Here is a 15,056-nt window from a genome sequence, read left to right as displayed (position 1 = left end):
CTCGCCTCACGGCGCCTCGCCCGGCGGAAACGCCACGATATCGTCGGAACCAATCGTCAATCCGATCTCGGCTCCGACGGGACATGACGACAGCGCGGCAATTCCCGGCACGCGCACCAGAATGCGATCATGCGCGCTTCCCGGCGCGTCGATATGGAGATCCACATGACCGCCCTGAAAGACCTGTGTCATCACGGTACCAGGCAGCGAACCGGATGCTCCGCGCCACGTCACGGAAAGATGTTCCGGCCGTACGAAGACGTCCACGACATCGCCAACAGATATTTCAGCAATGGACGCTGCAGGAACACTGGCGCGCACATCACCAATCGAAACCATCGCGACATCGCCGCGCCGCTCAACGAGCCGACCGTTGAGAAGATTAGCATCACCGACGAAGGAGGCGACGAAGCGATCGGCGGGCCGACGATAGATATCGTCCGGTGCGGCGATCTGGCGAATGCGCCCGGCCGACATCACCGCGATGCGATCTGACATCGACAGCGCCTCGCCCTGATCGTGGGTGACGAAGATCGTAGTGACGCCGAGCTCGCGCTGGATCTGCTTGAGCTCGACCTGCATGGAACCGCGAAGGTTCTTGTCGAGCGCCGAGAACGGTTCATCAAGCAGCAGGACTTTCGGCTTGATCACGAGCGCGCGTGCGAGCGCGACACGCTGCTGCTGGCCGCCAGACAGCTGTCTTGGCTTGCGGTCGGCGAAGCCTGTGAGCTTGACGAGCGCAAGCGCCTCGTCGACCCGGCGAGCGATTTCCTTCTTCTCGATGCCGCGGGTCTTCAAGCCGTAAGCGACGTTGTGGGCGACGCTCATATGCGGAAACAGCGCATAGTTCTGGAAAACAATGCCGATCTCGCGCATATGCGCGGGGGTCTCGGTCACCAGAGCGCCTTCGATGAAGATCTCGCCATTGTCGGCTCCAAGAAAACCGGCGACGAGATTGAGCAGCGTCGTCTTTCCGCAGCCGGACGGTCCCAGCAAGGTCATGAACTCGCTCGGTTGGATCTTGAGCCAGGCCTCATGCAGCGCGACGGAATCGCCGAAGCGCTTGGTGACGCCATCGAGCTGCACGGCCGGCCGGATCTTGTCGCTTGCCGGGGCTGGCGTGCTCGCAGTCATCTGATCAGTGCGCATCAACATTCAGAATTTTTCCGAGGCCCAGGAAGGAATTGGCAATCGTGAGCAAAGTTGCGGTCACAACGATGTAAATGACCGACAGTGCGGCGAGGGTCGGATCCGCGAATTCGCGGACGTAATTGTACATGGCGACCGGCAGCGTCTGGGTGGCCTGGCTGCTTACGAACAAAGTTGCCGTGAATTCGTTGAACGACAGGATTGCCGCGAACAGCCAGCCGCTCAGCAGGCCCGGAATCAGGAGCGGAATCGTCACGGTGAAGAGGATCCGCAGCGGCGTCGCGCCAAGGCTGGACGCCGCCAGTTCGAGCCGGGTGTCGAGATTCTCCAGTGAAATATACGTGCTGCGCATCACGAAGGGCAGCACCATTACCACGTGGGCGAAGATGACGAGCGGAAAGCCACGTCCGATACCCGTCTGCGAGGCGAGGATGAGCACGCCGAGACCGATCGTGTAATGCGGAATGATCAGCGGAGACAGCAGAATGCCTTCGAGAAAATCCCTGAGCGCGAATTTGTAGCGATGAATGGCGAAGGCAAAGGCCGAGCCCACCACGACGGCAATGCTGGACGCCCACACAGTCACCGTCAGGCCGTTCCAGAAGCCCTTGGCGAAATCGGCATAGGAGAAGGCGCGCCAGAACCAGCGCAGCGACCAGGACTGCGGCGGAAATTGCAGGATCGCGCGATCGTTGAAGGCCGAGATCGCCACCACGACGCCCGGCAGCAGAACGAACAGAAGAATGGCGGCGACGAGGACGCGTCCCGACCATCGCAACAGCAAGGCACCGGGCGAGCGCTTCATTTCGTGCCCGCCATGCGCTCGAGTGGGCTCGCGGCCTTCGTCAGCAGCGCGATCACGGCCAGCGACAGCGCGAGGCCGATGATGGAGAGGCTGGCGGCGAAGGGGAAATTGAACGACGAGAAGCCGAGCTGATAGATCAGCGTCGACACCGTACTGACGCGGCCACCGCCAATCAGCTGCGGTGTCGCGAAGGCGCTGAAGGTCCAGGCGAATGCCGTCGAGAAGCCGGCAACAATTCCGGGCATCGATAGCGGCAGCGTGATGGTCATGAAGATGCGGATCGGGCCGGCGCCGAGGCTTTCGGCGGCCTTCTCGTAGTTGCGGTCGATATGCGACAGCGCCGCCGCCAGCATGATGACCACGATCGGCATCGTCACATGCACCAGTGCGGCGACCACGCCGCCGCCGGTGAACATCATCTGAACCGGGCGATCCAGTACGCCGAGCTTGAGCAGCAGCGTATTCAAGAAGCCGTTATTGCCGAGCACGATCATCCAGGAATAGGTCCGCACCACCTCTCCCAGAAACAGCGGCGTGACTGACACGATCAGGATGAAGGAGCGCAGCGCCGAGTTGCTGGTGCGCGTCAACGCATAGGCCAGCGGATAGGCCAGAAGCAGTGTGAACACCGCCGTTTCGAAACAGATGAGCACCGTATTCCAGAATGCCAGGGCATAGAGCGGCCGCAGCATGGCCTCGAAATTCGCCCAGGTGTACCCACCGACCTCCAGCGTACCAGGGATATAAGCCCGCACGCTGTACTGGAACACGGCAAGCATCGCTGCGAGCAGCCCCACGGCGACGAGGCCGGCCGGCGAAACGAACCATCCCAGGAATGGACGCGCGTTCATGGACAAACTCGAGTTGGGAAAACCTGGCGCAATCGAGCGCGATCCGGCGGTATCGACCGGATCGCGACCCCGACTATGTTACGGAGCCATGATGTTCTCGGTGAACCACTTGCGCCAGGTGCCGGTCTTCTCGGCCCGCAGCTTGGCGTCGATCACCAGAGACTGCTTCGCCCACTGATCCGGCGTGGAGAAGACGCCAGGCAATGCTGCAATCTCGGGCTTGAGCTTGGCGTTGTCGACCACCGGGCTACCCTTCTTCAGTTCAGCGATCTTCGCCTGTACGTCCGGATCGAGGGCCATGTTCATGAACTTGTAGGCCAGTTCGGCCTTGGTCGAGCCCTTGGTGATACCCATCGTATCGACACCGAGCACCGCGCCCTCCTTCGGGATGACGAGCTTGATCGGCACGCCCTGAGCCTGCATGTAATAGGCGTTCATTGACAGCACGACCTGAACCGGCGTTTCACCGGTGGCGAACAGCTGCTGACTGTTGGCGTCGTTGGTGTAGAACGCCTTGTAGTTCGCCTTCAGCGCCTTCAGCTTGGCTTCGCCGACTTCCCAATTCGCAGCGTCGCCACCGGACAGCTTGGCGGCCACGACCATGACATGGCTCGGATCGAAATCGGGCGACGAGATCATGCCTTTGAGCGCGGGATTCCACAGGCCTTCCCAGCTGTCGAAGCTGACGCCCTTGGGCAGACGATCGGGCAGATAGCCGATGGTGTAGACATAAGCCCAGGCGCCAATGTGATACGGGCTGATCTTGGCCTGCTCGACCAGATGGCTGGCGTTCGGAATCTTCGCCATGTCGAGCTTCTCGAACAGATTGTCGTTGGCATAGAGCCAACCGACATGGGCCGTCGTGAAGGTGACGTCGCTTTCGGGCTTGGCGGCGGCGAGCTTGGCCTGATTGAGGCGATCAATCGTGCCGCCGGTGATGTACTCGACTTTCACGCCGGTCTCGGCGGTGAACTTCTTCGCGATCGCTTCATCAATCAGATCGCGGAAACTTCCACCCCAGGTGCTGACGACCAGCTTCCCCTGGGCAGATGCCTGCCCGCCGATCGCAAGCGTCGACAGCAACATCAAGGCAGTAAACTTCAAGGCGCGCTTCATCTCGAAACCTCACAAGGATTACGACACCGAAAGAAAAGCAAACATCATGCCAAACGGACGAATTTAGCGATATTTATCAAGCATTTACAGCACATGAAGCTTCATTGACCTTCCGTTCGAAAGGTCTGACTCCAGAGTGATCGCAGCTAACCTTCGACGTCGAAAACCGGCGCGGTATTACGCCGGAATTTCTGCGATGATGTCGATTTCCATCATGTATTCAGGCTTGGCGAGCCCCTGAACGATGATCCCGGTCGAAACCGGATAGACGCCCTTCAACCATTTGCCGACCACACGATAGACGGGCTCGCGATAGGCGCGGTCAGTGATGTAGATGACGATCTTCACCACATCCTGCAGGGATGAACCTGCCTCTTCTAAGAGCACCTTGGCGCAAGCCATGGCATTTTCAGTCTGCGCGGCAGCATCGCCGATGCCGACGATTTTGCCCTCGAGATCCATCGCCGTCTGGCCGCGCACATAAACGGTGTTGTTGGCGCGCACGACCATGCAGACGTCGTTGTCGAGCGACTGCTCGGGATAGGCATCCTTGGTGTTGAACTTGCGGAAACGCTGGTGGGTGATCATAGAGCAGATCCTCAGGCGGCGAGACGACGGAATGTGCGATCGGAGAAGATCAAGGGCAGTGCAGCTTGGTTGCGAACATTCAGCACCTCCCCCGCGACGATGCGATGCGAGCCGAAATCGAACACGCTGGCGACACGGCAATCGAAATTGCACAGCGCGCCGTTGAGCGCCGGCGCGCCGGTGAGCAGTTCCGACCAGTCGCCGGCGAGAAAGCGGTTGTCACGCAATTCGGGGATCAGCCCGGCGAAGCTGCTGGCGACACGCTCCTGCGCATCGGACAGGACGTTGGCGACGAACACGCCATTGGCGAGCAGCTTTTCGAGCCCGCGATTGTCGCGGTGAACGCTGAACACCACCGATGGCGGCTCCATCGACAGTGAACACAGCGACGACACCGTGATGCCCGCGCGCCCCCCCTCGCCATCCGTGGTCACCACCGCCACGCCCGAGGCCGTCATCCGCATGGCGTCGCGGAAGGTATCGACCTCGACCAGGGGATGCGCCGCTGTGCTCACGACTTCGTCCCGTCGATACGATCCGACAATCCGGCCGACTTCTTCACAAAGTCCAGCGGGCCGGCAAAGTCGAAGCTGTTATAGACGGCCGCCAGATGATTGAAGTGCGGCGCCTGTGCGAACTGCACGAAGGTCAGGCGATGACCGGCATAGTCAGAGTTCAACAAATCGCGCGCAAATGCGAGCAGCTTGCGGCGATCGTCGGCCTGCCACTGGTCATTGAGCGAATAGAACTTGTTCAGCCATTTGCCGCTGCCCTCGGCATCAAATGCATCCGCGTTCGGCGTAATGCAGATCTGGCCGCCGCAGAGTTCGCGGGCGATATGCATCATCGCAGGAAGCTGCGAACAGGCGAACACGCGACCGGCATAAAGCATCGACTGTTGCGGCATCAGAAGGCCGCCCGGGCTCTTCTCCGCCATAGCGATTGAGGCGGTGAGATGTGCGTTGATGCCTTCGCGGTAGCAAACGAGATCGGCCAGCTTCTCACGCACCGACTGCAGCTTATCTAGACCGGTCTGCTTGGCGTTCCACATCGCCGCGCCGATCATCATGTCCGCGGTGTAGAGCAGACGCAGAACGTAAGGGAATGCCGAATAGCGATGCAGCGTCGAGCGCACGAATTGTGCCGCGCGGGTATGGCGATAGAAGAACACGTCTTCCCAAGGGATCAGAACGTCGTCGAACACGACGAGCGCCTCGACTTCGTCGAAGCGGTTTGCGAGCGGATAATCCCTGGCACTGCTGCGGTTGGCGAAGCCACCACGGCAGATATGTTTGACGCCGGGCGCGCCCATCTTGACGATGCAGCCCACCGCATAGTCGGACAATTTTTCATTGGCCCAGGCGCCGACGGTTGGCTTCAGATAGGCCTGATCGGCGTAAGCCGCCGCGGTCTCATATTTTGCGCCACGGATGATGATGCCGGCATCGGTCTCACGGGTGACGTGGACCATCAGGTCGGGATCCTGCTGCTGCGGCGGCAGCGAGCGATCGCCCTTCGGGTCGGTATTGGCCGACACGTGGAAGATGTCCTTCTCGATCACGGCGCGGATATGCCGGTCGATATTGGCGGCGAAGCGCGGATCGATCTCCGCCAGCACGTCGCGACCATCGGTGAGCGACCACATCTCCCCGATGGTCTCGTCGCCCACGCGGGTGACGACACCACCGATATCCTTCATCACATGATCGACGGCCTTGATCTTGTCGTGCCAGTCCTTCTGTTCCTGCGGCGGCCGATAGAAGGTCGAATGCCGCTCATTGCCTTCGACATAGGTTAGATCGCCGCTGTAGCGCTCTTCATGCGCCATGTCGTAAATGCGGGCCCTGATATCGATGATCGGCTTCAGCGCCGGGTGACTGGTCACGTCCTTGACGCGATCGCCGTCGACCCAAACCTCGCGGCCATCGCGAATGCCCTGTTTGTACTCTTCACCCGTGCGGATCATTCATTGGCTCCTGTTCGACTGGACGACAGGGTGCCGGAGCGCCTATCATAAGGAAAATATTTTTATGTTTGGAGATACATAGGAAAATGCGATGAGGTTCTCGCTCCGGGCGTTGCGTTACGTTGTTGAGACGGCCGACGCGGGCAGCGTGACGGAGGCGGCCAAGCGGCTGAATGTCTCCCAGCCCTCGATCTCGGCCGCGCTCAGCCAGATAGAGGCAGAACTTGGTATCCAGATCTTCATCCGCCATCTCGCCAAAGGCGTGACACTGTCCCCGGCCGGCCAGCGGCTGGTGAATGACGCGAGACTGCTGCTCAACCATGCCCGCGACTTCGCCCAAAGCGCCCAGTCGCTCGGCAGCACCTTGCACGGCGAGATCGTGGTTGGCAGCTTCCTGACGCTTGCCACGCGCTTCATGCCGGGGCTGCTGTCAGGCTTTCGCGAGCGCCAACCGGGCATCTCAGTAAAACTGGAAGAAGGCGACCAGCAGGAGATCATCGACGCCTTGATTTCCGGACGCACGGAACTGGCACTGTCCTATTCCTTTGCCGTCCCTGACGAGATCGTCGGTGAAAAGTTCTGCGAACTGCCGCCCTATATCTTGCTGTCGGCCGATCATCCTTTGGCGACCCGGTCTTCGATCAGCCTGACCGAAATGCGCGACGAACCATTCATCCTGCTGGATTTGCCGCATTCGCGCGATTACTTCTCCAGCCTTTTCACGGCATCCGGCATTGAGCCGCGCATCTCGTTCCGCACCCGGTCATCCGAAATGATCCGCGGGCTGATCGGGCATAGGCAGGGATACTCCATCCATAATGCCGTTCCGCGCACCACCATCGGCTATGACGGAAGCCGCGTCGCCGTGGTGCCCATCACCGAACGGCTGCCGCCAACGCATGTCATGGCGCTCCGCCTGAAGCGCCATGCGCTGCGGCCGGCGGTGCAGACATTTGCCGATTACGCGCGCGAGGCCTTCGCCGTTGGCGGTCAGTTCGCGCCCGGCTCAATAGCCCCGGCCGGGATCGACGCAGCTTAGCAGCGGCTGCCCGGCACGAAGCCGGCGCACATTCTCGCCGATCTGTCGCGCCGCAGATCCCGGTAGCGCGACCGAGGCCAGATGCGGCGTCACCAGAACATTGTCCATCGCCCATAAGGGACTCTCCGGCGACAAAGGTTCGGAGGCAAACACATCCAGCGTCGCTTCCGCGATATGACCCGAGCGGAGCGCTTCGATCAAAGCCGGTTCATCGATGATGCTGCCGCGGGAGACATTGATGAAGGCCGCGCCCCGCTTCATCTGCGCCAGGCGCTCGGCATCGAGCAGGCCACAGGTCTGCGGCGTCTGCGGCAGCATGCTGACGAGAATATCGCTCTCACCCAGGATCTCCGCTAATGCCGGCAGGCCGGCAGAGGTCTCGATGCCATCCACTGACTTCAATGTGTTGGACCAGCCGCGCACCCGATAGCCCTGCCGCGCGCATTCCAGCGCCGCGGTCAACCCCAACTCACCGAGACCGAGCACGCCGACCCGGATGGTTTCGGGATCGCGCGGATGGATATAGTGCCAGCGGCGTTCACGCTGCGCGCGCTCGAAGGCCGGAATATCGCGGGCGTGACGCGTCACCGCGAACAGCACATAGCCGGCCATCATCCGCGCCATCTTCGGATCGGACAGGCGGGTGATCGGCACGTCCGGCAGATCATCGCGTCCGACCAGCGCATCGACGCCGGCGCCGAGATTGACGACGAGCCCGAGATTTGAGTAGCGCGCGAAAAACCCATGGGGCGGCTTCCAGACCAGCGCATGCCGCACGATATCCGGATCGCCGATGTCATCCGCCTGGCGAAGATCGATCCCCTCGACTGCAAGGGCAGCGCGCCACGTCTCGTGGTCATCGAAGGCGCTATAGAACGCCATGACCTCCGACGTCATTGAGCGGCCCGTTCAGAGATCAGACGCGACACCGCTGTCAACGCGAGTTCGTAGCCGAGCGCGCCGAGACCTGCGATCACGCCCGTGGCTGCCCGCGAGACGTAAGAGTGATGGCGAAACGGCTCGCGCTTCCAGATATTGCTCATGTGCGCCTCAATGATCGGCCCCTCGAAAGCGAGTAGCGCGTCGAGGATCGCAATGGAGGTGTAAGTGAGCCCGGCAGCATTGATGACGATCCCCTCCGCCTTCTCCCTCGCCTCCTGTATCCAGTCAACCAGAACACCTTCATGATTGGACTGACGGAATTCAATCACCAGCCCGAGCGACGCAGCGTGATCCTCACAGCGCTTCTTGATCGAGACAAAACTCTCGCGGCCATAGGTGCCGCTCTTGTCGAGCCCGTAGAGATTGGCATTGGGGCCGTTCAGGAAATAGATGGTGGGAGACGTCATTCCGCGCTTTCATATCTGTTCGCAGAGAAGTCAGGCATCGCATCGAAACCAATCAGCACCGTCCGAAGTATCGCACGGATGGAATGCTCTCAATGATCCCAGATGTGCAGATTTTCCCCGAAGTGAAGTACACGCAACCCTGCATAACGCCGGCCCGCGCGCGACCAAAAGTTTAAAGAGCCTTTCCTCGGAGCAGAAATAAAAAGAAACTATGCGCTTCGACGGATTTCGATATGGTTCAAGGATCGATCTTGTCCCGAGCGAAACGCCTGAAAAGTACCGCCTAACCCAGAACCAACAATCGCCGCAGGAGAGGTACGAGACAAGCAATCGAAGAAGATCGGCGGCAAACACCCAAGTGGACCGAACTATTTGCAGCCAGAAGTGCAAGCTGCTCCGAGCTACTAGCTGCACTGCATATGGTCCGCCTCTAGCTAGTGCATTGGCGCATGCTTTACGGAGTCCCTTATTTCGCGCCAGACTTTCGCACACCGGATCAGAACGTTCTTCAAGTTCAGCCCTCGCTATCTGCCTTTATCGCTTCCGTGTCACAAGCAAAAATTGTGCCGCCACCCTGCTGAGCGCTGAGTCAGCCGGTGCTTTTCCGTCGAGTGGGTTTGTCGAGGGCTAAAGTCAGTCCTATCGCGGAGGTCTCCCTTTGCTACCGAGAGTCGCGGCTCATGATGCGCGTGGCGCTTGGGATGAAAGCTCGATTGTTTGCCCGAAAGCCGTGACCTGATTTACTTGCCCGATGTCGCGGTGGGTACTCAGTGCTTGCGCCAGATAATTTTCGTTGAGCCCGATTACGCGATATCCCGCGATACGGATCGGCCAGGTCGCGGCGGCGCCATCGCGGATTTCTATCGTCATGTCGCGATGCGCAACGGTACCGCCGGTCGCCGTCGTACCGAGAACATTCGCCAAGCGGGACGCGGCCGTTTGCGGATCCGCAGCAGCGCAGTCGACCCGGTCGAACGCACGAGCGCCGTTGCGATGCGTAGTCCAAGCAGGAAGGCGGTACAGCTCGACATTGTAGTATCGGCAACCGTTGAAGGTTACGACATCGTCGACCGGCAGCAACACGTCGAATTCCGGCCAGACGGACTCGGTGGCGGAGAGCCTCCACTCGCGCCGGACATGCATGGGCGGGCCGAACGGACAGCCGAGCTCGACGAAATGAGCGCGGGCCCCCTCGACATCACCGAGCGAAAGAACCATCGACTTGATTCCTTCGTCACCGGACAGCAGCGCGGCCATAGCCGGAGGCAGCCGGTCCGTATCGAATACGCTCATCAACTCAATGAAGTTCGCCGACCCTTCGCTCGCGTCGGGAAACAGGATTAGCCGGTTGACGATGCCCATGGCCTCAATTCGGCTCTCGGGCGTCAACGTGAAGCCAAGCTGATCATAAAAGCGGGCGGCCTCATCCAGATCGCGGACGAAAGTGAGCAGATGATCGATGGCTTTGACGGGGTTTTCAGTCACGGTGTCCTCGATCATGATCTAGAAGCGCATCAACGTGCAGGGTGACGGCATCGACAACATCGTTCGGCATGTTGCCGTTCGGGTAGAGCAACGGCAGCTCCGTGCATGCCAGAAGGAGTGCGTCGGCACCGCGACGCCGCAGACCGTCGGCTATATCGTCAATCTTGCGGCGTGCGGCGGGCGTGATCAGGCCGTGCGCGAGCTGATCCTCGATAATCGCATCGACCGCGGCCTGGTCGGCGGCATCGGGCCGCAAGACACCGGTCACGCCGGCCCGCTCAAGACGCGCGTCGATGAAATCCTGGCTGGCAGCGAAACGCGTTGCCAACACGCCGATGCGTTTCACTCCGCGTCGCTGCAGAAGCACCCCGGCCGGATCGAGGACGTGAATACACGGAAGGCTCGTGCTGGCAGCGATGGATGCAAACACCCGGTGCGCGGTCACGGCTGTGAGCGCGACCAGGCCCGCACCGCCAGCGGCAAGCGTTGCGACAGCGCCCACGAGCCGGTCTCCGATCGCCTGCCATTCGTCCTTCAGGGCCATCTGAAACAACGGCGCAAAATCGAGTGTCACGACAAGACTTTCCGGCGTCGAGCGTGCGCCCCGCAAGGCCTCGCCCCGCTCATTCAGCATACGATAATATCGAGCGGTCGAATGCCACGTCATGCCGCCGACGAGGCCGATCAGCTCAGTGCGATGGGCTCTCATGCAGCAAAAGCCGCGATAAGCGGTTCGACGGACGCTGCCGAGCGCAGAGTCTTGATCGCCGCAATCAGGGCGTCACCGTCACGCCAGCCAGGCCTTCCTGAAAAGGCCGCACACTGGAGAAATTTCGCAATGAGATCGTCCTGTGTTGGCGGGTTCTCAGGCCAGCCTCGTCCGAACTGTGCCGGGATGACGCGCCTGGCGCCGTCCTTGTTGGAGATGATTGCCTCACACTGGTCGAAATGACCGAAAGCAGGTTCTTCTGCGACATCGATGCGCTGCGCGAAGGCTACAATGTCTGGCGCAGTCGCAGCGCTTGCAGTGAACTCGTCCAGCGTTGCGCGGCCGCGTAATATGGCATTGGCGGCGACGTAGCGGACGTTGAACTGCGCATCGACTTCGGGTGTCTCCGCCGGCGCGTAGTGGCCGCCGCAGATTACGTTCATGGCCGGCGAGATGCGCAGCGACAGGCCGGCGATCTGATCGGGCGGGATCTCGCCGCGCCCTCGTGCGGCGAGCAACGCCTCGGTCAGCGCCAGGGTCACTCCGCAACTCGGGTAGAGTTTGACGCAGGTGGCCTCCTCACTAAGTAACCTCTCTCCGAGGTTTCCGCCGAGAACCGCCAGATCCGGCGCAGCAGGCCCGTAGAGCCGAAAGAAGCCGCATTCACCCGCAAGAGTCCGCTTCGGTCCGCTGATCCCCGCTCGAGCCAGGAACACGGCCTCAAGCGCGTGGCGGGCCACGAGTCCTTGGCTGATCCTCACGGCAAGCACCTTGTCTTGATAGTGCTGGAAGGTGCCGATACCGAAATCGAAGGCAAGCCCGATGGCATCGCTCATCTGCGCGCGTGTCAGCCCAAGGAGCCGGCTCGCGATGATGGCGCCCGAAAACAGCCCAAGCACGTTGCTGTCGAAGCCTCGATAAAAGAAGCCGTTTGCCTGCGCGGCCCGATTGATCCTCTGGCCCACATCCTGTCCGACGGCCAGGGCGGCAAGCACGGCTTCGCCGCCGGCACCGGACATTTCCGCCGCAGCGAGAGCGACCGGCACATCCGACGAACTCGGATGCCATCCGGGCGACAGCACATCGCAGAAATCAAGGGCTCGCGCCCTCACCGCATTGACAAAAGCCGCCTGGGGCGCGGCAAGCTTTTCGATCGATCCAATTACCGTGGCCTCCTGCGCACCGCTCCAGCGCCGCGCGAGCGATAACGCCATGCTTGTGCCAGCTTGATCATAGCCTGCGACGAGACAGCCAAGATTGTCGAGAACGCGACGCAGTTGGAAATTCATCGTCTCCGTCGGGATTTTTGTTGCCTCGACGAAAAACGCGTGATCCAGAAGCGCATCGAGCGGATCGCTCACTGCTGTTCGATCCCGAGGTCGCGGAAGACGGCCTTGATCGTGGCAATCTCGGTTTCCAAACTGCGGGCAAATTCCTCCGGGGTCGACGCGACAGGTTCGAAGCCGAGCCGCACCATCCGGTTCGAGATTTCGGGGCTGCGGACGACCGCCCGCATCTCCTGCGATAGCCGGTCGACGATTGGCGGCGGCGTTTGTCCAGGGGCGAACGCGCCGAGCCAGACTCCGATCTTGAACACCGGATCGGTGAAGCCAAGCTCGGTCAAGGTCGGCAGGTCAGGCAGCGCCGACGATCTCTTGGTGCCGGAGACAGCTAGCGCCTTCAGCGCGCCGGCCTCGATATGCTGCCGCGTATTGGCGATGGATGCGAACGATACCGGAATCTGACCGCTGAGCAGATCGTTGACGATCGGCGCCTCACCTCGATAGGGAACGTGCGTCATCCCAAGCCTGAAATGCCGGTTCCATAATGCTTCGCCGGCGAGATGGGCCGATCCGCCGATGCCCCACGACCCGTAAGCGAGCGGCTGACCTGAGGTCTTGACCTGTTCGGCAAATTCTTGAGGCGTGCGCGCACTGAACTTCCCGCCTGCCACCAAAATCATCGGCGCCAGGAAGGCTTGGGTTATGGGTGCAAAATCCTTCACGGGATCATAGGCGATGGTCTTGAACAGCGCGACATTGTTGACTTGCGTGTCGATGACCGTGAACAGGAGCGTGTAGCCGTCGGGCTGCGCTTTGGCGACCGCGTTCGCGCCAAGCATGCCGCTCGCGCCGGTCCGATTCTCCACGACCACGGCCTGCCCGACGCGTCGGGACAATCCTTCGCCGACCAAACGCGCGGTCGCGTCCAGCGGCCCGCCGGCTGAATAGGGAACGATGAAGGTGATCGGACGGGCTGGATAGGTCTGGGCCCGCGCCGCCGGTCCCGCGGCGACCGAGCCGATCATCGCAGCGACGAATTGACGGCGGTTCATCATACCCTCCTTACGATGAGGGAAAGCTTAGCGTCCGCCGAAGCCGCTCGCGGTGCCGAACGTTGCGGACGTTCAGGCCTTTTGTTGCACAGCCAGAGCACGTCGCGTCGCACCGGGCGACCGTCCGAACTGCCGGCGGAACGCGGCGGCAAATTTGGACGGGCAGGCCCATCCCGCATCGAGGGCAATGGCAGCGACCGTGTCATCGGTCGATTGCAGGGCCAGGAATGCCCGATCGAGCCGCCGGTTGCGCATTATTCGTGCCGGCGACTCTCCATGCCGGGCTTTGCTGGCCCGCCACAAGGTCGAGCGCGCAAGTCCGGTCTTATCCTCCACGGCCTTGAGACGAGCGGGAACGGCAGAAGCGGATCGCCCCGCGAGAATACGCTGGAACAACTCGGCGGATCCCGGACGCGTGTCAGCAACGATATCGTGAAAGGTGTGGCGCATGAACGCGCAGGTGAGTTCGGCACCGCGGCCGGCAAGCGCGCGGAGCATCATCCGTTCACTGGCTTCCCAAGGCGCGAAGCCCTCCAGGATCGACTGCTCCCGCCCCGACCACGGCGCATTGACGATGACGCTCCCATCATGCGCACCCAGGGCGGGCGGCCGTTCACTGTCGAGGTCGAGCTGCAGGTCGCGGGCAACACGCATCAAGGCGTCCGGCGTCAGCCTGATCTGAAAGAACGAGGCTGGACCTGCCGGTAGCCCAACGAGGAATCCCCCTCGTTGGTTGGACGCGCGCAGGTGCGCGTATCCCGTTCTGAGGTCCAGCGGCTTCGAACGTCGGCCGATCGCCTCGCCGGCTATGTTGCCGGCCAGATAGAATGTCAGAAGGAAGCGTGAGCCGGGCTGAAGGTGGACGACCGCCGGTCGATCGAGTTTGAACCTTCCATATACCGCAGAGATTTCGTCATCGATAGTGGTGCGCAGAAAGATGTTCTGTCGGTCTTCCGAACGGTAGACGAACTCGTCCGTCACGAGCGGCAAGGACGGCGCATGAGCCGTCCGCCGACCGGACAATCGCTGGATGAAGGCCGCTTCGCCGACCGCTTGCTTCGATAGCTGCATCACGCTCTCCTTCGTAAGCGAGCCTGCAACCTATCAGCTTCTTGCCGCTCATGGTATCGGCGCCGAACGAATGAGGACAGCCCGCCGCTTCGCGCGGGACGTCTGCTTGCTTCGACCCCACGGGAGCCGCCACCCGCCAGAAAAGATAATTCGATGCGATCGAACAACTCTTCGCCTCGGTGCACCAGATCATAGGGCCGTCGGTAGAACAGCCAAACCGCGGTGAGGTGACACATCCCGCCCATCAGCAGCCGATTGGCGGGATCAGGCGGCCTGCAGCTGTGAAACGAGAAGGTCGAAGCGGCCGAACAGGAGGTTGCCGTGCAGCAGATGGCGTTCGGCGCCATCGCCGGCGGCGGGACTCGATGCATTGGTCACCGGCGCACCACTGACAGGCGGCGGGCTATCCCTGGTCTCCCGAGCAGCGGTTAGCCTGCTAAGACTTGCTTCAAGTTACGCCTTCTCGGATTCGAGTCTCGGAAACGCCGACGCGTCGTCCGGATTGCTGAGAAAATGGTCCGCCCGAGAGATTCAGCGAAGCTGACGTTTCGGGCTTTTGTCAGCGGTCACAGGTGCCGATGAGGTAGACCTTG

At 61.3% G+C, this 15,056-nt stretch carries 15 protein-coding genes; 1 reads left to right on the top strand and 14 read right to left on the bottom strand.

Annotated elements, in window-relative coordinates; genetic code table 11:
* Window positions 1-6 precede the first annotated feature (6 nt).
* From V1294_RS10705 to V1294_RS10675, 7 genes are all read right to left on the bottom strand, one after another.
* Complete coding sequence (locus V1294_RS10705) at window positions 7-1,155, bottom strand: ABC transporter ATP-binding protein (protein WP_334496923.1); 1,149 nt, start codon at window positions 1,153-1,155, stop codon at window positions 7-9.
* Window positions 1,139-1,954 carry an ABC transporter permease gene (locus V1294_RS10700; RefSeq protein WP_334477658.1) on the bottom strand — a complete coding sequence of 272 codons (816 nt, stop codon included), beginning with the start codon at window positions 1,952-1,954 and terminating at the stop codon, window positions 1,139-1,141. The genes V1294_RS10705 and V1294_RS10700 overlap by 17 nt, the downstream gene beginning before the upstream one ends.
* Window positions 1,951-2,805, bottom strand: coding sequence for an ABC transporter permease (locus V1294_RS10695; RefSeq protein ID WP_334496922.1), 855 nt, complete (start codon window positions 2,803-2,805; stop codon window positions 1,951-1,953). Before V1294_RS10695 ends, V1294_RS10700 begins: the two co-directional genes overlap by 4 nt.
* 78 nt (window positions 2,806-2,883) lie before the next feature.
* Window positions 2,884-3,909, bottom strand: coding sequence for an ABC transporter substrate-binding protein (locus V1294_RS10690; protein ID WP_334496921.1), 1,026 nt, complete (start codon window positions 3,907-3,909; stop codon window positions 2,884-2,886).
* A gap of 189 nt (window positions 3,910-4,098) precedes the next feature.
* Window positions 4,099-4,509: a RidA family protein gene (locus V1294_RS10685; protein ID WP_108517129.1), complete on the bottom strand. Its 411-nt coding sequence runs from the start codon at window positions 4,507-4,509 to the stop codon at window positions 4,099-4,101.
* 11 nt (window positions 4,510-4,520) lie between these two features.
* A complete protein-coding gene (locus V1294_RS10680; RefSeq protein WP_334496920.1) occupies window positions 4,521-5,024 on the bottom strand; it encodes a flavin reductase family protein in 504 nt (167 codons plus the stop codon).
* Entirely contained in the window at window positions 5,021-6,475 is a 1,455-nt protein-coding gene (locus V1294_RS10675; protein WP_334496919.1) for a 4-hydroxyphenylacetate 3-hydroxylase family protein, read from the bottom strand. Before V1294_RS10675 ends, V1294_RS10680 begins: the two co-directional genes overlap by 4 nt.
* A gap of 91 nt (window positions 6,476-6,566) precedes the next feature.
* Here V1294_RS10675 and V1294_RS10670 point away from each other — a divergent pair, with 91 nt between their 5' ends.
* The gene (locus tag V1294_RS10670) at window positions 6,567-7,514 is read left to right on the top strand and encodes a LysR family transcriptional regulator (RefSeq protein ID WP_334496918.1); all 948 of its coding nucleotides are present in this window, start codon (window positions 6,567-6,569) and stop codon (window positions 7,512-7,514) included.
* Here the strand turns inward: V1294_RS10670 and V1294_RS10665 are convergent.
* From V1294_RS10665 to V1294_RS10635, 7 genes are all read right to left on the bottom strand, one after another.
* The gene (locus V1294_RS10665) at window positions 7,482-8,411 is read right to left on the bottom strand and encodes a 2-hydroxyacid dehydrogenase (protein ID WP_334496917.1); all 930 of its coding nucleotides are present in this window, start codon (window positions 8,409-8,411) and stop codon (window positions 7,482-7,484) included. The two genes, V1294_RS10670 and V1294_RS10665, sit on opposite strands and share 33 nt — an antisense overlap.
* On the bottom strand, window positions 8,408-8,863 hold the full coding sequence (locus V1294_RS10660) for a type II 3-dehydroquinate dehydratase (RefSeq protein WP_334496916.1): 456 nt from the start codon (window positions 8,861-8,863) through the stop codon (window positions 8,408-8,410). The genes V1294_RS10665 and V1294_RS10660 overlap by 4 nt, the downstream gene beginning before the upstream one ends.
* Before the next feature lie 678 nt (window positions 8,864-9,541).
* Window positions 9,542-10,363 (bottom strand): VOC family protein, encoded by an 822-nt coding sequence (locus V1294_RS10655; RefSeq protein ID WP_334496915.1) that lies wholly within the window; start codon window positions 10,361-10,363, stop codon window positions 9,542-9,544.
* On the bottom strand, window positions 10,341-11,057 hold the full coding sequence (locus V1294_RS10650) for an aspartate/glutamate racemase family protein (protein ID WP_334496914.1): 717 nt from the start codon (window positions 11,055-11,057) through the stop codon (window positions 10,341-10,343). The genes V1294_RS10655 and V1294_RS10650 overlap by 23 nt, the downstream gene beginning before the upstream one ends.
* Window positions 11,054-12,418: an MmgE/PrpD family protein gene (locus V1294_RS10645; protein ID WP_334496913.1), complete on the bottom strand. Its 1,365-nt coding sequence runs from the start codon at window positions 12,416-12,418 to the stop codon at window positions 11,054-11,056. The genes V1294_RS10650 and V1294_RS10645 overlap by 4 nt, the downstream gene beginning before the upstream one ends.
* Window positions 12,415-13,392 carry a Bug family tripartite tricarboxylate transporter substrate binding protein gene (locus V1294_RS10640; RefSeq protein ID WP_334496912.1) on the bottom strand — a complete coding sequence of 326 codons (978 nt, stop codon included), beginning with the start codon at window positions 13,390-13,392 and terminating at the stop codon, window positions 12,415-12,417. The genes V1294_RS10645 and V1294_RS10640 overlap by 4 nt, the downstream gene beginning before the upstream one ends.
* A 72-nt stretch (window positions 13,393-13,464) precedes the next feature.
* On the bottom strand, window positions 13,465-14,373 hold the full coding sequence (locus V1294_RS10635; RefSeq protein WP_334504592.1) for an AraC family transcriptional regulator: 909 nt from the start codon (window positions 14,371-14,373) through the stop codon (window positions 13,465-13,467).
* Between the last annotated feature and the right edge of the window lie 683 nt (window positions 14,374-15,056).

The sequence above is a fragment of the Bradyrhizobium sp. AZCC 1678 genome (assembly GCF_036924765.1).
Classification (GTDB): Bacteria; Pseudomonadota; Alphaproteobacteria; order Rhizobiales; family Xanthobacteraceae; genus Bradyrhizobium; species Bradyrhizobium algeriense.
Note: the sequence above shows the minus strand (reverse complement) of the source record. Positions and strands in the feature narration are given on the sequence as shown.